The following is a 19,245-nucleotide window of genomic DNA, read 5'->3' as shown; positions in this document are numbered from 1 at the left end:
GATATTCCCCTAAGCTCAGACAGTTTCGTTCAGTACCAGTGCCAGCAGCGCCTGGCGTGCATAGACCCCGTTCTCCGCCTGCTGGAAGTAGCAAGCGTGGGGGGTCTTGTCGACCGCCACATCGATCTCGTCGACGCGGGGCAGGGGATGCAGGATCTTCATGGTGGGCTTGGCCCCTTCTAGGGTCGCCAGCTCCAGCACGAACTTGGCAGCCATATGCTTGTATTCGGTCTCGTCGAAGCGCTCTTTCTGGACGCGGGTCATGTAGAGGATGTCCAGCTCCGGCATCACCTCTTCCATGGTCTGGTGGACGCTGAACGGGATGCCTTTCTCTTCCAGCTCTTCGCAGATGTAGTCCGGCATCGCCAGCGCTTCCGGGGAGATGAAGAAGAAGCGGCAGTTGAACAGGCTAAGCGCCTGGGCCAGCGAGTGCACGGTGCGGCCATATTTCAGGTCACCGACGAAGGCGACGTTGAGGTTGTCCAGACGACCCTGGGTCTCATGGATGGTGAACAGGTCGAGCAGGGTCTGGCTCGGATGCTGGTTGGAGCCGTCGCCGCCGTTGATGACCGGCACGCGGGAGAACTCGGCAGCCAGACGGGCCGCGCCCTCTTTCGGGTGGCGCATCACCACCGCATCCGAGTAGGAGCCGATGATCTTGATGGAGTCAGCCAGCGTCTCGCCTTTCTTGGCGCTGGTGTTGCCACCGTCGGCGAAGCCGATGATGTTGCCGCCGAGGCGCTGTACCGCGGTCTCGAACGAGAGGCGGGTGCGGGTGGAGGCTTCGAAGAAGCAGCTGGCAACCAGCTTGTCTTTCAACAGGCTGGTGTCAGGTTCAGCCTTCAACCGTTGTGCGGTTGAGACTACCAGTTCCATTTCTGACCGGGTCAGGTCCGAAATGGAGATGACATGTTTCTTATAGAGTGGATTGGTCATCGTCTGCATTCCCTTTGACATCATTGGAGGTTTTTCGGGCACAAAAAAAAGCCCCTGAAACAGGGGCTTTTTTTAAAAATAACTGGGGATCCTTGGGGTGGGAACCGAAAACAACGGGGCCGCTCTGGTGCGCACCACCCGTCTGCAAGGCTGTTTTCTGAATCAAAAACTGCATCGTTTCGTCCCGACCTTTTTCAAAACCGGACAGATTATAGGGCCGCTTTTTTAATTGTCAAAATTTTATTTCCGATGCCAATTTCAGCATGAAAAACGTTTAAGTGGCGTGAACAGGACGACAAATCCACACCCTGTGCGTCTCTTGCAGCGATTCCCCATCGCGGGCCATGGCACGCAAATAACCGAGTCTGTGGTGCCCTTCCAGCAGGCAGTAGGGTTGCGGCAGCGGTTGCCCGTTCGGGTAACTGCACCCCTCGGCGGGCGCCAGCACGATGACAGGTTCCGGCCAGGTGCCTTCGCTCAGCATCTTCTCGCCGAGCCAGGAGCGGCGCACATAGCGATTGCTGCGCAGCATCTCGCCCCAGCGTTCGATCACCTCCATATGGCGGGAGTCCACCTGATCCACCAGTTGCGCGGTGGGCCAGCTTTCACAGGTGAACTGATGGCTGGCGAGATCGATAAAGCTCCAGTTGGACTCAAAACCGCGCCAATGACGGTAAATCCACTGGGAGAGCACATTTTCAGGAATAAAGGGCACCAGCGGTGCGACCCGTTCAAGATAAGCGGGCAGGGACTCTGTCTTGCGTTCATCCCTGAAGTTGAGGGGCGCCAGTTGTTGGAGCAATCGGTAATTGAGCATAAGTGGCCTCCCGGTACCTGATTTCACCCTACCCCCATTTATGTCCCATTCCTACCCCGGCAGGGCTGCAAATACAGCAAGTTATCCCGCTTTGCTGCACAAACAACCGAGACTTGTTCGGGATTTGTGCAATCGCATCAAAAGCGTAAAAAAAGCCTTTACCTTTGATCTCCACTTTGTATACTACGCCTCGTTTGTTGCAGGGGCGTAGTTCCAATTGGTAGAACAGCGGTCTCCAAAACCGATGGTTGCGGGTTCGAGTCCTGCCGCCCCTGCCATTTTCAGAAAGGCCAGCTCATTGAGCTGGCCTTTCGCATTTCTGGCGTTCGCCCTCTGCCCCTCCCGTCCCTCTGTTTCTCCTCCTGATTGTTCTGCCGCTCGGTAGCATGGAATAGCGAGCAACCAATTTCTGATAGCTATCCCTGTTGTTGATGGATGTAAAAATATACAGATTCACTAAAGTCTGTTCATGTTGCGGCCGATAGCCTTTGATACATCAGGGTTTTCCCTGCCTGACACAACAACAAGGATTCGTCGTCATGACCCTCTCTCTGCGCGGCAAGCTGCTGGCCACCAGTCTTGGCGTGGTGCTGCTGATGGCATCACTGCTCGGTATCGTTGCCTTTCACACCCTCAAATCCCGCACCATGAACGCCATCCAGAGCGAGGCGGTCAACTATGGTCACGCCTACTCGGTCGCGATCGGCGAATGGATGGCGGATCGCAAGAATACCGTCCATGCGCTGGTCAACCTGATCAGCGACAACCCCCAAGCCGAGCTGGTGCCGCACCTGAAGCAGGCCTACACCTCCGGTGGGTTCGGCCTCACCTATTTTGGCTCCGCGCAGGGGGTCATGACCCGGCAGGATCCTTCCCTCAACACCGGCAACTATGACCCGCGCGAGCGCCCCTGGTATCAGGATGCGGTGAAGGCGGGGCAGCTGATCGTCACTGCTCCCTATGTCAGCGTCACCATGCAGAAGCTGGTGGTCACCCTCTCCGAGCCGGTGCGCCATCAGGGCGAGCTGGTCGGTGCCGTGGGGGCCAACCTGGCGCTCGACAAGCTGATCGACGAAGTGCTGGCGATGAAGGTGCAGGGTGAGGGCTACGCCATGCTGCTCGACAGCAGCGGCCTCATCGTCGGCCATCCGCAGAAGGATCTGGCGCTCAAGCCCATCGCCGAGCTGGCGCCGGGACTCTCGGCCGCCACCTTCCAGCAGTGGGGCCGCGAAAACAGCGAGCTGCACGCAGCTACCCTCGACGGGCGGGATGTGCTGCTGGCAGTACAACCGGTAGCGGGCACTGACTGGCTGCTGGCCATGGTGATGTATCGCGATGTGCTGGAGGCGCCGCTCAGCAGCCTACTGTGGGAGCTGGTGGGGCTGACGCTGGTGCTGATGCTGGTGTTCAGCGCCCTGCTCACCGCCACCTTCAAATACCTGTTCGCCGATCTCGGTCGGGTGGCGCACGCCCTGCACGACATCGCCCACGGCGAGGGGGATCTCACCGTTCACATCAACACCCACAGCAAGGATGAGGTGGGTCAGCTGGCCCAGAATTTCAACCAGTTCGTGGCGCGGCTGCACGGCATCGTTAGCCGGTTGCGGGACGTGACCGTCGAGCTGGCGGCCCAGTCCCGCACCCAGGCGGCCGGGGCGCAGGCCCGCAGTCAGCGGGTGCGTCAACAGCAGGACGAGATCGTGATGGTGGCGACAGCAGTGACCGAGATGGCCTCCGCCACCCAGGAGATCGCCGGCAACGCCGAGTTTGCTGCCACCACCGCCACCGATGCGGTTGCACTGGCGGTCGCCGGTCAATCCCAGGTTGGCCAGAGTCAGCGCAGCATCACGGGGCTCGCGGACGAAGTGGCCGATGCCAGCCAGATCATCAACGAGCTCGACAGCCATGCCCAGAAGATCAGCGGCATCCTGGCCACCATCAGCGGCATCGCCGAGCAGACCAACCTGCTGGCGCTCAACGCCGCCATCGAGGCGGCCCGGGCCGGTGAGCAAGGCCGTGGTTTTGCGGTGGTGGCGGACGAGGTGCGGGTACTGTCGCGCCGTACCCACGACTCCACCGACGAGATCCAGCAGATGATCGAAACTCTGCAGCAGACAACCCGTCGCGCCGTGGGTGGCATGGAGACCAGCCGTCAGCTGGCAGGCACCAGCGTGGAGGATGCGGAAGCCGCCAACCTGAGCCTTGGCCGGATCAACGAGGCGATCGGTTCCATCAGCGACATGGCGACCCAGATCGCGGCGGCGGCCGAGGAGCAGACCTCGGTGACCGGCGAGATCAGCCGCAATACCGAGAATATCCGCCACGTCTCGCAAGAGCTGGCCGAGCAGGCGGGCAACGAGGCGGCGCAGGCGGCCGAGCTCAAGTCGCTGACCGAGCGGCTGGAGCAGGAGATCGGCCGTTTCCGGCTCTGATCCTCAGGCTATCTTCCATGAAAAAGGGCAGCCCGCGGGCTGCCCTTTTTAATTGCTGGTGGCCGTCAGGCGGCGCTCTCCAGCTGCGCCAGATGGAAGGCGCGCCAGTTGCCGTCGGGCAGGTAGTGCTTGCCCTGCTGCCACTGGGGGTCGTGCTGTACCACGTAGCGGTAGTGGTAGGCCAGCTGCTGGCTGACATAACGCCCCTGCGCCGGGTCGAAGATCTCCACCTCGACCAGCTGGCGCAGATATTCGCTCTGCGGATCATCCTCGCCGTGGAAGTTCTCCATCTCGTCCAGCGCCGCGATGGCGTTGGGGAAGTCGTCCAGCACAAACAGCTCGCCATAGACCCAGTCATCCCCCTGCAGCAGGGCCGGATAGCCCTTGTGCTGCAGGTGATAGAGGGCGCCGCGCACCCGGGCGCGTCGCGGGGCTTGGCTCACGTGGTGAGCCAGATAGCGCCGGTAGTTGAACAGCCCGTCCATCAGGCTGCCGTAGACGAACAGCGGGCGTGGCTGGCCGAGGCTCATGAGATCTCGCCGCCCACGACCTTGAGGTCGCCATCCTGCTGCAGTACCACCGCCTCGATGGCCAGCGCCAGCGCACGGGTGATCTCGCTCATGGCGAGGCAGGGCTGGTTCACCTTGTCCGCTACCTGCTCGGTGATGTAGGGAACGTGGATAAAGCCGCCGCGCACCGCCGGGAACTCTTTTTCGATCAGGTAGTGCAGCTGATACATGATGTGGTTGCAGACGAAGGTGCCCGCGGTGTTGGAGACCGCCGCCGGAATGCCGTTCTCCTTGATGCGCTGCACCATCCCCTTGATGGGCAGACGGGAGAAGTAGGCCGGTGCGCCATCGGCCTGAATCACTTCATCGATAGGCTGTTGCTGCTCGTTGTCGGGGATGCGGGCGTCGTCGAGGTTGATGGCGACCCGCTCCGGGGTAATGGCGAAGCGACCGCCCGCCTGACCGACGTTGATCACCACATCCGGCTGGTGCTGGTGCATCAGCGCCGCCAGCAGGGTAGCCGACTTGCCGAATACGGTGGGGATCTGCGCCTTGATCACGGTGGCATCCAGAATAGTGTCTGGCAGGCGCTTCACCGCCTCCCACGCCGGGTTGATGGGCTCGCCGCCGAAGGGGTCAAAACCGGTAATCAGAACTTTCATCATCGTCTCCCGAATTCTCAAAATGCCCAGTAGTACATGAGGGCGATGTGGATCAGCACCAGGGTCAGCGCCATTGGCACCTGCTCCTTGATCACCTTGTTGAGATCCTTCATCTCCAGCAGGGCGGCGGGCAGGGCATTGAAGTTGGCGGCCATGGGGGTCATCAGGGTGCCGCAGAAACCGGCGGTCATCGCCAGCGCACCGGCGATCACCGGATCACCCCCTTGCGCGACCACGAAGGGAATGCCGATCCCGGCAGTGATGACGGTGAAGGCGGCGTAGGCGTTGCCCATGATCATGGTGAAGACCATCATGCCGAGGCAGTAGGCCACCACCCCGACGAAGGGGCTGCCCATCGGCACCACGGTGGAGATCCCGTGGGAGATGACATCGCCGACGCCGGAGGTGTTGAAGATCACCCCGAGGGCGGCCAGCAACTGGGGCAGGATGCCGGTGATGCCCACTTGCTGGATCATCCGGTCCGAGTCGCCCACCACGGTGGAGGGTGTGGCACGGGTCAGCAGTACCGTGATGACGAAGGCGATCACCGCCGCCAGACCGATACCGACCTGACCGCCGAGGGGGGTGAACTGGGCGATCACTACCGCCAGCAGCGCCAGCAACACGCAGGGCAGGAAGATCCGGTTGCCGATGCGGTTGGCGTGGCGCTGGGACTCCTCCTCGCTCGCCTGCTCCAGCTTGCCGATCTTCACCTGCTTGAGCAGGGTGATGCCCCCCATGGTGAGGATCAGCATCCCGTTGATCATGTTGGGGATATAGCTGCCGAAGGCGAACAGCACCCCGAGGATGGTCCAGAACAGGGCAGTACCAATTTTGGCCGGGTGGTTGCCATCACGCAGGACGCGCCAGGCGCTGCTGAACAGGATGACGCCGATCAGCACATAGAAGAATTCGAGCATATTGGGGATCAGTGCAGCCATTACTGTTGACCTCCCTTGCTGTTGCCAGATGCATATTTCTTGGCCATCTGACGGTCAAACCACATATTGGAGGCGGCGACCATAAACAGGGTAATGATGGCAATCGGCATGGAGGCCTTGGCAATATCGACGGCGGAGACGTTATATCCCAGCGACTCGAACGTGCCGACAATCAGCAATACCCCGGCGGAGGCGACAAAGGTATTTTGGGCAAAGAAGTTGCCGTAGTTTTCGGTGGCCGAAACCCGCGCCTTGATATATTCCTCGTCCTCTTCGCTTAATTTCCCGTGCACCTTGCTGGCGGCTGCCTGGGTCATCGGATTGACCAGCGGACGAATAAACTGGGTATGACCCTGTACCCGCACCGAGAAGAGACCGGCCAGCTCGCGGATAAACATATAGAGGGTCATGAACTTGCCCGGGGTGAGCTTTTTGATCCGCTCGATCAGGGTGACGGCCTGCTGTTTCAGGCCGTAGCGTTCGCAGATGCCGATCATCGGCAGGGTCAGCAGAAACAGCGTCACCATGCGGTTGGAGACAAAGGCTTCGCCCAGCAGGGAGAGGCAATCGGTCATGGAGAGACCGGAGACCAGGGCCGTGGTAACGGCAGCGACCAGCACGACGGCCAGGGTATCGAGTTTGAAATAAAATCCTAACAAAATAATGAGGATGCCACTCAATTTAATCCATTCCAATTAACCACCTCGTTCAAGTGAATATTTATGTGTAATTTTTGATGATGGAGTTGTTTATCATCTGCAGACAGGGATGGCAACAATTAAGCGTTTGCGAGGAGATGCATGGCGGATGACACCACATTTTTGCTGATTTATCGTTCGCTGGTAAATGGTGAGTCCTGTTATCACGCTACCCATGTGCATCAATGTTGATTATTCATCATAATTTCCCCGATATATGTCAGCGATACCGGCGTGGCAGTTCAGCTGCCTAATAAATAATCGATCATTCGATTTGGCAATATATATGCAACATGTCGTCTATATATTTGGCGGGAAAGGTGGCTGGAGACTGGAGGCAGGAAAATATGGCGGGCAGGTGAGTGCGGTGGCGAAGGGGTCGCCACCGCTGAAGGCTCAGGGGGTCTGCTTGACCCAAATCAGCTGGTCGGTGGCAAAGCCCAGCCCCTTGGCCTTGGCGATCAGCGCGTCCACCTTCTCCTTGGGCGGATTGGGGGAGCGGGAGAGGATCCAGAGGTAGTCGTGGTTGTAGCTGGTCACCAGCGAGAGCTGGTAATCGGGGTCGAGGTCGATGACGTTGTAGCCGCCGTAGAAGGGGCCGAAGAAACTCACCTTGAGCCGCGCCTCGTCCGGGTTGCCGACGAAGTAGGCTTTGCCCTCGGCTTCGCGCCAGCTGCCATCGCTCTGCTTGCCGCGGTTGAGTACCTTGACGCCGCCATCATCGCGCAGGCTGTAGGTGGCGCTCACCTGCTCCAGCCCCCGCTCGAAGCTGTGGTCGAGGCGGGCAATCTCGTACCAGGTGCCAAGATAACGATCGAGCTGGAAGCCGGTGACGGGGCGGATGCCATCGGCAATCCCGGTACAGGCCGTCAGCAGCCAGGCGGTGAACAGGCAAAGCAGTGAACGCATAGGTAATCCCTCTCTTGTTATCCCTCGATGATGCGCAGCTGGCCATCCCGGAAGCGGGAGGCCTGATCCGTCGGCGTGCTGCCGAAGAAGCGCTTGTACTCCCGGCTGAACTGGGAGTTGCTCTCGTAACCGACCCTGGCCGCCGCGGTGCCCGCCTTGATGCCGTCGTGCAACATCATCATCCGCGCCTTGTGCAGTCGGAACGACTTGATGTACTGCAGCGGCGAGGTGGCGGTGACTGCCTTGAAGTGGTGGTGAAAGGCGGAGACGCTCATGTTCACCTCCCGCGCCAGCTCCTCCATGGTGAGGTTGTCGGCATAACGGGACTCTATCATACGCAGCACCCGGGCGATCTGGCCCACATGGTTGTGGCGATTGGCGAGCGCCTGCAAGGCGGGGCCGCCCCCCTCGGTGAGGGCGTGGAACAGCATCTCGCGCACCGTCTGCGGCCCCAGCACCTTGGCGTGCAGCGGGTTGTCCATCAGATCGATCAGCCGCTCGGCGGCGCAGAACATCGCCTCCGACAGGGGCACCGAGTGGACGCCGCTCTTCTGCGGAGCGGGGGCGGGCAGGGCGTCGCCCAGCTCCAGCAGCAGCTCTTGCAGGGTGACCATATTGATCTCGATGGTAAAACCGATCAGCGGCTGCTCGAGGGAGGCGAAGCACTCGCACTCGCAGGGCAGCGGCAAGGTCATCAGCAGGTAGTGGTTGGGGTCGTAGCGAAACACCTGATCCGCCAGATAGCCCACCTTGTGCCCCTGCAGGATCACGATCATCCGCGGCTGGTAGAGCACCGGGGTGCGGCCGTGGTACTCGGTGGTGTAGATGAAATTCACCTGCTCCACCGGGGAGGGGGTGATGCCGGGGGCGGTGACGTGGCGGGTCACTCTGGCGGCGAGGTCGCTGTAACGGTTTGGCATGGGCGCTCTTTGATTCGACTGTTCCGGTTTTCGCTGCTTTGTAGAAATAGGCAAGAATAAAGCAGGATGTTGTCTTGATGGTAGGGTGGTTCTGGAGAAAAATGCAATCACGATTTCGCGGCCTGGCCGCCCTGACTATCAGAAGAAGGCAATGTCGATGAACAACTTTACGCTCCATACCCCGACCAAAATCCTGTTTGGCCAAGGGCAGATCGCCCAGCTGCGCGAGCAGCTCCCGAGCGATGCCCGCGTCATGATCACCTATGGCGGCGGCAGCGTGATACGCAGCGGCTTGCTGGAGCAGATCCGCAGCGAACTGGCTGGCATGACCCTGTTTGAATTTGGCGGCATCGAGCCGAACCCGGCCTACGAGACCCTGATGGGCGCCGTGACGCTTGCCCGTGCCGAGCGGGTCGACTTCCTGCTGGCGGTCGGCGGTGGTTCAGTGCTCGATGGCACCAAGTTTATCGCTGCTGCCGCGCACTACGATTTGGCCAAAGAGCCCTGGCACATTCTCGAGACCGTGGGCAGCGAAGTGCGCTCCGCCATTCCGCTCGGTTCGGTGCTGACCCTGCCGGCGACCGGTTCCGAAATGAACATGGGGGCCGTCATCACCCGTCGCAGCAGTGGCGACAAGGTGCACTTCTTCTCGCCGTTGGTGATGCCGCGCTTCGCCGTGCTGGATCCGGTGCTCACCTACACCCTGCCCGAGCGTCAGGTGGCGAATGGAGTGGTGGATGCGTTCGTCCATACCGTGGAGCAGTACCTCACCTATCCGGTCAATGCCAAGGTGCAGGATCGCTTCGCCGAAGGCTTGCTGCTGACCCTGATCGAAGAGGGCCCCAAGGCGCTGGCTGAGCCGCACAACTACGAGGTGCGCGCCAACATCATGTGGAGCGCCACCATGGCGTTGAACGGTCTGATCGGTGCCGGTGTGCCGCAGGATTGGGCCACCCACATGCTGGGTCACGAGCTGACCGCCCTGCATGGTCTCGACCATGCCCAGACGCTGGCGGCGGTACTGCCCGCCCTGTTGCAGGCCAAGCGTAAACAGAAGCATGCCAAGCTGCTGCAATACGCAGAGCGGGTGTGGGGTCTACGCAGCGGCAGCGAAGCGGAGCGCATCGATGATGCCATCGCCGCGACCCGCGACTTCTTCGAACGGATGGGGGTCAAGACCCGACTGCGCGACTACGGTCTGAAAGATCTCGGTATCGACACCCTGATCGGCAAGTTGGGTGAGCACGGCATGACCCGTCTGGGCGAGCACAGCGATATCGATCTGGTGCAGAGCCAGCATATTTATGAAGCGGCCTGGTAAGGGCCGCCAATCGGCGCCACACGGGCGAAACGATTGAATTGTCGGGGCCCTCTCCCGCCATCTGGCGGCTGAGCGGCCCCGCTTTTGTTGGGAAAATGTTACTTTTCGGCGTTTCGCTGCGAGAAGTGAGACGAAAGCGGATTTCGTAAGAACAAAAAACGCTAAGATAGAGGGCCGGTAAAACATTTTTTTTGACTGGTTGGATCACTTTTTTCAGCCGTTTTTACTGGTATAAGCCTCTAATTTGGTTTGTTTTTTTTAATCGTAGCCAGGGATGGGCTGAATTCTGTACGAGTGCCGTCGGGACTGCGGTTGTAATAAAACTCCAAAATTTGATACTAATCACCTTCGCGCCTGAAAAGCGGGGGCCTGACCATGACAGGAGGTTGAGGTAAAGCCTACTGATTTTCATAACAAAGAGCCCTGGACCTGCACTTTGGTCATGTCTTGTTTCGTCAGAAGTGAGACACTGGGCAGCGATTGTTTATTAACCATCAGGGAATAGTCATGCAGATTGGAATACCGAGAGAGAGTCTCGCCGGTGAGACCCGGGTCGCAGCGACCCCGGCTACCGTCGAGCAGCTGAAAAAGCTCGGCTTCGAGGTCGCCATCGAGTCCGGCGCAGGCCAGTTGGCCAGCTTCGATGATGCCGCCTTCGAGGCTGCCGGTGCCAGCGTGGTGCCGAATGTCTGGCAAGCCGACCTTATCTTCAAGGTCAATGCGCCGACCGATGCCGAGATCGCACAAATTAAAGATGGTGCCACTCTGGTGAGCTTCATTTGGCCTGCCCAGAACCCTGAGCTGGTCAAGAAGCTGTCCGAGCGCAACATCAATGTGATGGCGATGGATATGGTGCCGCGGATCTCCCGTGCCCAGTCCCTCGATGCCCTCTCCTCCATGGCCAACATCGGTGGCTATCGCGCCGTGGTTGAAGCTGCGCACCAGTTCGGTCGCTTCTTCACCGGTCAAATCACCGCCGCCGGTAAAGTGCCGCCTGCCAAGGTGCTGGTGATCGGTGCCGGTGTCGCCGGTCTGGCCGCCATCGGTACGGCCGGTTCCCTCGGCGCTATCGTGCGTGCGTTCGATACCCGTCTGGAAGTGGCCGAGCAGATCGAATCCATGGGTGGGGAATTCCTCAAACTGGACTTCGGCGGCGAAGACGGCGCATCCAGCGATGGTTATGCCAAGGTGATGAGCGAAGAGTTCATCAAGGCCGAGATGGAGCTGTTCGCCCAGCAGGCCAAAGAGGTGGACATCATCATCACCACCGCCCTGATCCCGGGCAAGCCGGCTCCCAAGCTGATCACCAAAGAGATGGTCGACAGCATGAAGCCGGGCTCCGTCATCGTGGACATGGCCGCTCAGGCTGGCGGCAACTGCGAATACACAGTGCCGGGTGAACTGCATGTCACCGCCAACGGCGTCAAGGTGATCGGTTACACCGATCTGCCGGGTCGTCTGCCGGCCCAATCCTCCCAGCTCTACGGTACCAACCTGGTCAACCTGATGAAGCTGATGTGCAAGGAGAAGGACGGCAACGTTGCCATCAACTTCGAAGACGTGGTTCAGCGCAACATGACGGTGATCCAGGCCGGTGAAGTGACCTTCCCGCCGCCCGCCATCTCCGTCTCTGCCGCCCCGCAGAAACCGGCTGCCGCCAAACCGGCCGCCAAGAAAGAAGCGGCCAAGCCCTCCAACAAGAAGTTCGTGTTCGGTGCCCTCGGCATCGCCGCCTTCGGCTGGATTGCGTCCGTTGCTCCGGCTGCCTTCCTCTCCCACTTCACCGTATTCATCCTGGCCTGTGTGGTCGGTTACTACGTGGTGTGGAACGTTTCGCACGCCCTGCATACGCCGCTGATGTCGGTCACCAATGCCATCTCCGGCATTATCGTGGTCGGTGCCCTGCTGCAGATCGGGCAAGGGTCGACCCTGGTCACCGCGCTGGCGTTCGTCGCCGTGCTGATTGCCAGTATCAACATCTTCGGCGGTTTCACCGTCACTCAGCGCATGCTGAAGATGTTCCGTAAGGATTAAGGGGGTTTAACGTGTCTCAAGGACTGGTAACAGCATCCTATATCGTTGCCGCCGTGCTCTTCATCCTCAGTCTCGCGGGACTGTCGAAGCAAGAAACGGCCAAGCATGGCAACCTGTTCGGTATCGCGGGTATGGCTATCGCCCTGCTCGCCACCGTATTCAACCCGGAGACCAGTGGCGTGCACTGGATCATCCTGGCCATGGTGATCGGCGGTGCCATCGGCGTGCGTCTGGCACTCAAGGTCGAGATGACCGAGATGCCCGAGCTGGTGGCCGTGCTGCACAGCTTCGTCGGTATGGCGGCAGTGCTGGTGGGCTTCAACAGCTTCATCGATCTGCACCCCTCTGCTCCTGCTGAGGTAGTCGTCTCCGTCGGTTCCAACCTGGATGCCACGCTGGCAGCCGCCCGTGCGGCGTTCGAACAGGCGGCCAGCGTCGCCCAGGTCGAGCACCTCTCCGGCGCCATGCTGAACATCCACCTGGTCGAGATCTTCCTGGGCGTCTTCATCGGTGCCGTGACCTTCACCGGTTCCGTGGTGGCCTTCGGCAAACTGCGCGGTCTGATCTCCTCCAAGCCGCTGATGCTGCCGCACCGCCACAAGCTGAACCTGCTGGCCGTGGTCGCCTCTCTGGCGCTGATGGTCTACTTCGTCAATGCGGGCGGCTCTACCTTCGCTCTGCTGGTGATGACCCTGATCGCCTTCGCCTTCGGCTGGCATCTGGTTGCCTCCATCGGTGGCGCCGACATGCCGGTGGTGGTCTCCATGCTGAACTCCTACTCCGGTTGGGCGGCGGCGGCGGCGGGCTTCATGCTCTCCAACGACCTGCTGATCGTGGTGGGTGCGCTGGTAGGTTCCTCCGGTGCGATCCTCTCTTACATCATGTGCAAGGCGATGAACCGCTCCTTCATCTCGGTGATCGCCGGTGGCTTCGGCTCCGACGGCGTGGCCTCCACGGCTGATCAGGAGATGGGCGAATACCGCGAAACCAGCGCCGAGGAAGTGGCTGACCTGCTGAAGAACTCCAGCTCCGTCATCATCACCCCGGGCTACGGCATGGCGGTGGCACAGGCCCAGTATCCGGTGGCTGAAATCACCCAGAAGCTGCGTGATCGCGGCGTCAAGGTGCGCTTCGGTATCCACCCGGTTGCCGGTCGTCTGCCAGGCCACATGAACGTGCTGCTGGCGGAAGCGAAAGTGCCGTATGACATCGTGCTGGAAATGGACGAAATCAACGACGACTTCGCCGATACCGACACCGTGCTGGTGATCGGTGCCAACGACACCGTCAACCCGGCCGCGATGGAAGATCCGGGCAGCCCGATCGCCGGGATGCCGGTACTGGAAGTGTGGAAAGCGCAGAACGTCATCGGCTTCAAGCGCTCCATGAACACTGGCTACGCCGGTGTCCAGAACCCGCTGTTCTTCAAAGAGAATACCCAGATGCTGTTTGGCGATGCCAAGGCCAGCGTCGAGGCGATCCTCAAGGCACTGTAAGTGCCTGTCAGGTATCGCATAACAAGGAGGCTTCGGCCTCCTTTTTTATTACCCCCGGATTGTATACTCTCAAACCATGGCGGTATGGAGATATGCCCATGGATTGGCAACGGATGTGGCGACGAGGGTGGCAAGGCGGCTGGCTGTTGGCATCGCTGGTGTTGGGCTGCAGCGCGCTGGCGGACGAGCCCCCGACCCTGACCATACTGACCGAGCTGTGGCCCCCCTATGTCATGCGCAGTGACAATGGCGAGCTGGTGGGGGCCGATCTCGAGCTGGCCCGCGCCGTGTTGCTGCAACTGGGCTATCGCACCGAGGTGAGGGTACTGCCCTGGAAGCGGGTATTGCAGCAGGCTCGTCTCAAGCAAGGGGATGCGGTACTCGATGTCTTCTATATCGAGGCTCGCCAGCAGTGGCTCCACTATCCCGAAGAGCCGCTCTCTCACAGCGGCGAGGTGCTCTTCTATCCGGCGGATCGCCCGGTGAAATTTGAGCAACTCTCCGACCTCAAGGGGCTGCGGATCGGTGTTCAGGCCGACTATGCCTACAGCCCTGATTTTCTGGCCGATAAGGGGGTCATCCGGGTTGCCATGACCGGCGATGGCAACATGATCAAGCAGTTGCACCTGATGATGGCTGGCAGGCTGGACGGGGTGGTGCTCAACGAGCGGGTCGGTCGTTATCTGCTGCGCACCCAGGGGCTGCAGGATCAGGTGCTCAATGGTAGCCGCCTGTTGACCGTCGACAACCGCAACTTCCTGGGTTTTACCCACAAGCCTGGCCACGATCAGCTGGCCACCCAGTTCTCCTCCGCGCTCAAAGCATTCAAGCAGACACCCGCCTATCGGCAGCTGCTGGCTCGCTATCACCTCTGAGTCATCGCGCCGTCTGTGCGCGACTTCACAAATTGTCGCACTTTGTTAAAAGGTGGGCATAATAACGCTGAAAAAAGCGATGCTGCGCAACTTAATTTGATTTTATTGATATTAATATCAAATTTAGTTGATTTGCATGGGGCCGTCATCGGGCGGCCACCTCTCTCGCGACGCCTCTGCGACGCGCTCCCAGATTGACGTTGACCCAGGGTCACCCTTTTTTGCCATGCTGTTGCCTGTGGCGATGAACAGGCATTGCGCCACCAAGATGAGAATGCACAGATGAACGCACAATGGACCGACTTTATTACCCTGCTCAAGCGTGAAGTGGTACCGGCCCTGGGCTGCACCGAGCCGATGTCGGTGGCGCTGGCGGCGGCCAACTGCCGCAAGCTGCTGGGGCAGGATCCGACCCGCATCAGCGTCTGGGTCAGTGGCAACCTGTTCAAGAACGGCATGGGGGTCGGGGTGCCGGGTACCGGCATGATCGGCCTGCCGGTGGCGGCTGCGGTCGGCATCACCGGCGGTAACCCGGATGCCGGGCTGGAGGTGCTCAAGACTCTCACCCCGGCCCAGGTCGAGGCGGCCAAGGCGTTGCTGCACTGCATTGTGGTGGATGTGAAGGATGTGCCGGACGTGCTCTACGCCGAAGTGCTGGCCGAAGTGGAGGGCCACAGCGCCCGGGTGGTGATCTGCACCGACCACACCCGCATCATCCTGATGGAGAAGGATGGCGAGGTGCTGATGGAGCAGAACAGTGCCCCCGGCGTGCAGATCCAGCCCGCCAAATCCGCCAAACCGACCATGACCCTGCGGGAGATCGTCGATTTTGCCTTGCAAGTGCCGCTGGCGGAGATCGACTTTATCCGCGAGGCCGCCACCATGAATCAGGCGCTGGCAGATGAAGGGTTGCAGGGTTACGGCCTGCAGATCGGCAAGATCCTCACCGAGCAGGTGGAGCGCAAGCTGCTCTCCGATGACCTGATGACGCTGGCCATGCGCCTCTCTTCCGCCGCCTCCGATGCAAGAATGGATGGTGCCATGCTGCCCGCCATGTCCAACTCCGGTTCCGGCAATCAGGGCATTGCCGCCACCATGCCGGTGGTCGCCGCCGCCCGCTTCCTCAAGGCGAGTGACGAGCAGTTGACCCGGGCGCTGGTGATGAGCCATCTGGTGGCCATCTACATCAAGACCTATCAGAACAAGCTGTCGGCGCTGTGCGCCGCCAGTACCGCCGCCATGGGATCCGGTGCCGCCATCACCTGGCTGCTGGGTGGCCAGTATCAGCAGATCAGCCACTGCATCAACAACATGATTGGCGATGTCTCCGGCATTATCTGTGACGGCGCGGGCAGCGCCTGCTCCATGAAGGTCTCCACCTCCACCTCGGCGGCGGTGAAGTCTTCCCTGATGGCCATCAACAACCTGCATGTCCCCCAGAGCGAGGGGATCGTCTCCGATGACGTGGACGAGACCATTGCCAATCTGGGCCGCCTCTCCAAAGAGGGGATGCTGGATACCGACATCGAAATCATCAACATCATGCGAGCGAAACAGCAGAAGCAGTGAATCTGTGACAAGGGGGCGATAGACCCCCTTGTTCTTGTCACGACGGCGCAGACCGTCTGACACGGTTGCCAGGGCAAGCATGGCGCTTGCTCTTGTTTCTCGGGCGCAAGCCCGCTTTTTGGGGAGTCATACCATGACATTTAGCGTTATCGGCAATCTGGCCATCGCCGCCATCTTGCTGTTCTTTCTCTACCGGTTACAGGAAAAACATGTGAGCTTCACCCGCCGGGTCTTTGCCGGTCTGGGGCTCGGTATTCTGTTCGGCGCCGCGCTGCAACTGCTCTATGGCGCCGGTTCACCGGTCATTGTCCAGACCATCGACTATCTGGATATCGTGGGCGGTGGCTATGTGAAGTTGCTGCAGATGATCATCATCCCGCTGATCATGGTCTCCATCATCGGTGCCATCCTCAAGCTCAATGGCGGCACTGCGCTGGGCAAGATCAGCGCCATGACCATCGGCGTGCTGATCTTCACCACCGCCATCGCCGCCGGGGCGGGCATTCTGATGTCCAACCTGTTTGGCCTGACCGCTGAAGGTCTCACCTCCGGTGCTGCCGAAAGCGCCCGTGGCGCCGCGCTGCAGACCACCCTCGGCAGCGTCGAGAGTATGTCGTTTGCCAAGATGATGCTGGAGTTCATTCCTGCCAACCCCTTCCTCGACATGACCGGGGCGCGCAAGACCTCCACCATCGCCGTGGTGATCTTCTCCATCTTCATCGGCCTTTCTGCCACTGGCATTGCCCGCAAGAAGCCGGAGATTTTCGCCAGCTTCAGCCACTTCGTGGCCGTGGCCCATGCCATCGTGATGCGCATGGTGACCCTGGTGCTGCGCCTGACCCCGTTCGGTGTGCTGGCGCTGATGACCAAGGTGGTCTCCGGTTCCAACTACGCTGACATCATCAACCTGCTCAGCTTCGTGATGGCCTCTTACGGCGCCATCGCGCTGATGTTCGCGGTACACCTGCTGCTGGTGAGCATGGTCGGCATCAACCCCGCCCGCTTCCTCAAGAAGATCACCCCGGTGCTGGCGTTTGCCTTCACCTCGCGCACCAGCGCGGGCTCCATCCCGATGAACGTGCAGACCCAGACCAAGTCGCTGGGTATTCCTGAGGGGATCGCCAACTTCGCCGCCTCCTTCGGTTCCACCATCGGCCAGAACGGCTGCGCCGGTATCTATCCGGCCATGCTGGCGGTGATGATTGCCCCGACCGTCGGGGTCAATCCGATGGATCCCGGCTTCATCATGACCCTGATCGCCATCATCACCGTCAGCTCCTTCGGGGTGGCCGGGATTGGCGGCGGCGCCACCTTTGCCGCGCTGATCGTGCTCTCCGCGCTGGACTTCCCGGTGGCGCTGGCCGGTCTGCTCATCTCCATCGAGCCGCTGATCGACATGGGTCGTACCGCGCTGAACGTCTCCGGCTCCATCACCGCAGGGACTGTCACCAGCCGCCTGATGGGCGAAACCGACATGCATGTGTTCAACAGCGATCACGAAGTGAGTCTGGACGGCGAAGAGTCCACCGTCTGATTTGCGTCGGTTGATCTGGGCGTGGAAAGGGGTGACCCTTTCCCGTCATAGACCGCAGGGAGGGCATGCCCTCCCTGCGCCATTGAGAGGAAAAAACAATGAGAATTCTGATCATCGGTGGCGAAGCCGCCGGTATGAGCGCGGCGGCCAAGGCGCGCCGTCTGGCCAAAGAGGCCGAGATCGTCGTTTATGAGGCCTCCGAGGTGATCTCCTTCGGTGCCTGTGGCCTGCCTTACTTCGTCGGTGACGAGTTTCAGGAGCCCGGCTACATGGCTGAGTTCACCCCCGAGCAGTTCGCCGCCAAGGGGATCGAGGTCAAGATTGGCCATCGGGTGCTGAGCGTTGACGCCAGTGCCCAGACCTTGCAGGTGGAACATAACGGTGACACCTTCACCGATCGCTACGATCGGCTGATGATCGCCACCGGTGCCCGCGAAGTGATGCCTCCCATCCCCGGTTTGCAGCAGCAAGGGGTATTCGGTCTGCGCCGGATGGCCGACGGGCTGGCGCTCAAGGCGGCGGTGCAAGACAAGAATAATCGTCGCGCCGTGGTGATCGGCTCCGGCTTTATCGGGCTGGAAGTGGTCGAGGCGCTGGTGCATCAGGGCAAAGAGGTGCGCCTGATCGAGCTGGCGGATCGGGTCATCCCCGATGCGTTTGATGGCGAGATCACCCAACACATCGAAACCGAACTGCGCGAGCAGGGCGTCTCTCTCCATCTGGGTGAGCGAGTTGAAGCGCTGCTGGGGGATGGCCGGGTGACCGGCGTGCGAACCAGCCAGGGCGAGTACGAGGCCGATATCGTGGTGGTCTGCACCGGGGTCAAGCCCAACACCGAGTTTTTGGCCGATACCGGCATCGAGCGGCTCGGCAACGGCGCCATCAAGGTGGACCGTCAGGGACGCAGCTCGCTGGCCAACGTCTGGTCGGCCGGTGACTGTGCCAGCGTCTGGCACAGCGTGAAGCAGCAGCAGGTCTATGTGCCGCTCGCCACCATCGCCAACAAGCTGGGCCGCATGGTGGGTGAAAACCTGGCCGGGGCCGAGCAGACGTTCCCGGGTACCCTCGGCTCCGCGGCACTCAAGGTGCTGGGACTAGAGGCGGGCCGTACCGGCCTCTCCGAGCAGGAAGCCAAGGCGATGGGCATCGACTATCGCACCGTGGTGATCAAGGACAAGTGCCACACCAACTACTGCCCGGGTCAGTCCGACATCCACGTCAAGCTGGTCTATGAGGCAGGCAGCAAGCGGTTGCTGGGTGGCCAGATCCTCGGTCGCAAGGGTGCGGTACATCGCATCGACGCGCTGGCGGTCGCCATCACCATGGGAGTGACCACCGAGCAGCTCGGCATGTTGGACTTTGCCTACGCGCCGCCCTTCTCCCGCACCTGGGATGCCCTGAACGTGGCGGGCAATGTCGCGAAGTAAGAGCTGTGATGACGGCGCCGTCACGCTGCCGCTGCTCTGCAGAGCCTCTGCGGGTAATATCAGTGGCTAAATTGCAGCGATAAAAAAGGCTATGTCCCAATTACGTGTTGCATGGGGTGCCCCAGCGCCTCATGCAAACACGCTTTGATATTCACGCTCCTCCCG

The 19,245-nt window shown here is 60.6% G+C and carries 17 protein-coding genes and 1 tRNA gene; 9 read left to right on the top strand and 9 right to left on the bottom strand.

What is annotated here, in order from left to right; all coding sequences use genetic code 11:
• Positions 1-15: 15 nt before the first annotated feature.
• From pyrB to BSP75_RS00925, 3 genes are all read right to left on the bottom strand, one after another.
• A complete protein-coding gene (pyrB, locus tag BSP75_RS00930; RefSeq protein WP_042063824.1) occupies positions 16-936 on the bottom strand; it encodes an aspartate carbamoyltransferase in 921 nt (306 codons plus the stop codon).
• Entirely contained in the window at positions 917-1,111 is a 195-nt protein-coding gene (locus tag BSP75_RS21390; protein ID WP_148140577.1) for a hypothetical protein, read from the bottom strand. Before BSP75_RS21390 ends, pyrB begins: the two co-directional genes overlap by 20 nt.
• 99 nt (positions 1,112-1,210) lie before the next feature.
• Entirely contained in the window at positions 1,211-1,753 is a 543-nt protein-coding gene (locus BSP75_RS00925) for a hypothetical protein (protein ID WP_075111912.1), read from the bottom strand.
• A gap of 201 nt (positions 1,754-1,954) precedes the next feature.
• On the opposite strand from BSP75_RS00925, the gene BSP75_RS00920 reads away from it, so the two are divergent.
• Both BSP75_RS00920 and BSP75_RS00915 read left to right on the top strand, forming a co-directional pair.
• Positions 1,955-2,031, top strand: a tRNA-Trp gene (locus BSP75_RS00920).
• Between the two features lie 261 nt (positions 2,032-2,292).
• Positions 2,293-4,185 carry a methyl-accepting chemotaxis protein gene (locus tag BSP75_RS00915; RefSeq protein WP_075111911.1) on the top strand — a complete coding sequence of 631 codons (1,893 nt, stop codon included), beginning with the start codon at positions 2,293-2,295 and terminating at the stop codon, positions 4,183-4,185.
• Positions 4,186-4,250: 65 nt separating this feature from the next.
• On the opposite strand, the gene BSP75_RS00910 is transcribed toward BSP75_RS00915, so the two are convergent.
• The 6 genes from BSP75_RS00910 to BSP75_RS00885 form a co-directional block, all read right to left on the bottom strand.
• A complete protein-coding gene (locus BSP75_RS00910) occupies positions 4,251-4,715 on the bottom strand; it encodes a gamma-glutamylcyclotransferase family protein (protein ID WP_075111910.1) in 465 nt (154 codons plus the stop codon).
• Positions 4,712-5,356 carry a pyroglutamyl-peptidase I gene (pcp, locus tag BSP75_RS00905; protein WP_075111909.1) on the bottom strand — a complete coding sequence of 215 codons (645 nt, stop codon included), beginning with the start codon at positions 5,354-5,356 and terminating at the stop codon, positions 4,712-4,714. Before pcp ends, BSP75_RS00910 begins: the two co-directional genes overlap by 4 nt.
• A gap of 17 nt (positions 5,357-5,373) precedes the next feature.
• A complete protein-coding gene (locus tag BSP75_RS00900; protein WP_075111908.1) occupies positions 5,374-6,297 on the bottom strand; it encodes a DUF979 domain-containing protein in 924 nt (307 codons plus the stop codon).
• Positions 6,297-6,992: a DUF969 domain-containing protein gene (locus BSP75_RS00895; protein WP_042063774.1), complete on the bottom strand. Its 696-nt coding sequence runs from the start codon at positions 6,990-6,992 to the stop codon at positions 6,297-6,299. The genes BSP75_RS00900 and BSP75_RS00895 overlap by 1 nt, the downstream gene beginning before the upstream one ends.
• 399 nt (positions 6,993-7,391) lie before the next feature.
• Positions 7,392-7,904: a lipocalin family protein gene (locus tag BSP75_RS00890; RefSeq protein ID WP_075111907.1), complete on the bottom strand. Its 513-nt coding sequence runs from the start codon at positions 7,902-7,904 to the stop codon at positions 7,392-7,394.
• A 17-nt stretch (positions 7,905-7,921) separates the two neighbouring features.
• On the bottom strand, positions 7,922-8,824 hold the full coding sequence (locus tag BSP75_RS00885; protein WP_075111906.1) for an AraC family transcriptional regulator: 903 nt from the start codon (positions 8,822-8,824) through the stop codon (positions 7,922-7,924).
• Positions 8,825-8,981: 157 nt separating this feature from the next.
• Between BSP75_RS00885 and yqhD the strand changes: the two genes are divergently transcribed.
• The 7 genes from yqhD (at position 8,982) to BSP75_RS00850 (ending at position 19,080) form a co-directional block, all read left to right on the top strand.
• Positions 8,982-10,145 (top strand): alcohol dehydrogenase, encoded by a 1,164-nt coding sequence (yqhD, locus tag BSP75_RS00880; RefSeq protein WP_075111905.1) that lies wholly within the window; start codon positions 8,982-8,984, stop codon positions 10,143-10,145.
• A gap of 507 nt (positions 10,146-10,652) precedes the next feature.
• Entirely contained in the window at positions 10,653-12,179 is a 1,527-nt protein-coding gene (gene pntA / locus BSP75_RS00875; protein ID WP_042657307.1) for a Re/Si-specific NAD(P)(+) transhydrogenase subunit alpha, read from the top strand.
• A gap of 11 nt (positions 12,180-12,190) precedes the next feature.
• A complete protein-coding gene (gene pntB, locus BSP75_RS00870) occupies positions 12,191-13,675 on the top strand; it encodes a Re/Si-specific NAD(P)(+) transhydrogenase subunit beta (protein WP_075111904.1) in 1,485 nt (494 codons plus the stop codon).
• A 98-nt stretch (positions 13,676-13,773) separates the two neighbouring features.
• On the top strand, positions 13,774-14,550 hold the full coding sequence (locus BSP75_RS00865; protein WP_075111903.1) for a transporter substrate-binding domain-containing protein: 777 nt from the start codon (positions 13,774-13,776) through the stop codon (positions 14,548-14,550).
• Positions 14,551-14,832: 282 nt separating this feature from the next.
• A complete protein-coding gene (locus tag BSP75_RS00860; protein WP_075111902.1) occupies positions 14,833-16,119 on the top strand; it encodes an L-serine ammonia-lyase, iron-sulfur-dependent, subunit alpha in 1,287 nt (428 codons plus the stop codon).
• A 133-nt stretch (positions 16,120-16,252) separates the two neighbouring features.
• Complete coding sequence (locus BSP75_RS00855; RefSeq protein ID WP_042063787.1) at positions 16,253-17,653, top strand: L-cystine transporter; 1,401 nt, start codon at positions 16,253-16,255, stop codon at positions 17,651-17,653.
• Between the two features lie 98 nt (positions 17,654-17,751).
• Positions 17,752-19,080, top strand: coding sequence for a CoA-disulfide reductase (locus BSP75_RS00850; protein WP_075111901.1), 1,329 nt, complete (start codon positions 17,752-17,754; stop codon positions 19,078-19,080).
• The last annotated feature ends 165 nt before the right edge of the window (positions 19,081-19,245 follow it).

Origin of the sequence: Aeromonas sp. YN13HZO-058 (assembly GCF_001921245.1) — a bacterium.
In the GTDB taxonomy this organism is placed as follows: Bacteria; Pseudomonadota; Gammaproteobacteria; order Enterobacterales; family Aeromonadaceae; genus Aeromonas; species Aeromonas allosaccharophila.
This window is presented reverse-complemented; position numbering and strand designations above follow the sequence as displayed.

Excerpts from the sequence above, each read along its gene's own strand:
- BSP75_RS00900 (WP_075111908.1), bottom strand. The coding sequence starts at position 6,297 with ATGGCTGCACTGATCCCCAATATGCTCGAATTCTTCTATGTGCTGATC.
- BSP75_RS00915 (WP_075111911.1), top strand. The coding sequence starts at position 2,293 with ATGACCCTCTCTCTGCGCGGCAAGCTGCTGGCCACCAGTCTTGGCGTG.
- BSP75_RS00925 (WP_075111912.1), bottom strand. The coding sequence starts at position 1,753 with ATGCTCAATTACCGATTGCTCCAACAACTGGCGCCCCTCAACTTCAGG.
- BSP75_RS00885 (WP_075111906.1), bottom strand. The coding sequence starts at position 8,824 with ATGCCAAACCGTTACAGCGACCTCGCCGCCAGAGTGACCCGCCACGTC.
- pyrB (WP_042063824.1), bottom strand. The coding sequence starts at position 936 with ATGACCAATCCACTCTATAAGAAACATGTCATCTCCATTTCGGACCTG.
- BSP75_RS00860 (WP_075111902.1), top strand. The coding sequence starts at position 14,833 with ATGAACGCACAATGGACCGACTTTATTACCCTGCTCAAGCGTGAAGTG.
- BSP75_RS00890 (WP_075111907.1), bottom strand. The coding sequence starts at position 7,904 with ATGCGTTCACTGCTTTGCCTGTTCACCGCCTGGCTGCTGACGGCCTGT.
- BSP75_RS00855 (WP_042063787.1), top strand. The coding sequence starts at position 16,253 with ATGACATTTAGCGTTATCGGCAATCTGGCCATCGCCGCCATCTTGCTG.
- BSP75_RS00910 (WP_075111910.1), bottom strand. The coding sequence starts at position 4,715 with ATGAGCCTCGGCCAGCCACGCCCGCTGTTCGTCTACGGCAGCCTGATG.
- yqhD (WP_075111905.1), top strand. The coding sequence starts at position 8,982 with ATGAACAACTTTACGCTCCATACCCCGACCAAAATCCTGTTTGGCCAA.
- pcp (WP_075111909.1), bottom strand. The coding sequence starts at position 5,356 with ATGAAAGTTCTGATTACCGGTTTTGACCCCTTCGGCGGCGAGCCCATC.
- BSP75_RS00865 (WP_075111903.1), top strand. The coding sequence starts at position 13,774 with ATGGATTGGCAACGGATGTGGCGACGAGGGTGGCAAGGCGGCTGGCTG.
- pntA (WP_042657307.1), top strand. The coding sequence starts at position 10,653 with ATGCAGATTGGAATACCGAGAGAGAGTCTCGCCGGTGAGACCCGGGTC.
- BSP75_RS00850 (WP_075111901.1), top strand. The coding sequence starts at position 17,752 with ATGAGAATTCTGATCATCGGTGGCGAAGCCGCCGGTATGAGCGCGGCG.
- BSP75_RS21390 (WP_148140577.1), bottom strand. The coding sequence starts at position 1,111 with ATGCAGTTTTTGATTCAGAAAACAGCCTTGCAGACGGGTGGTGCGCAC.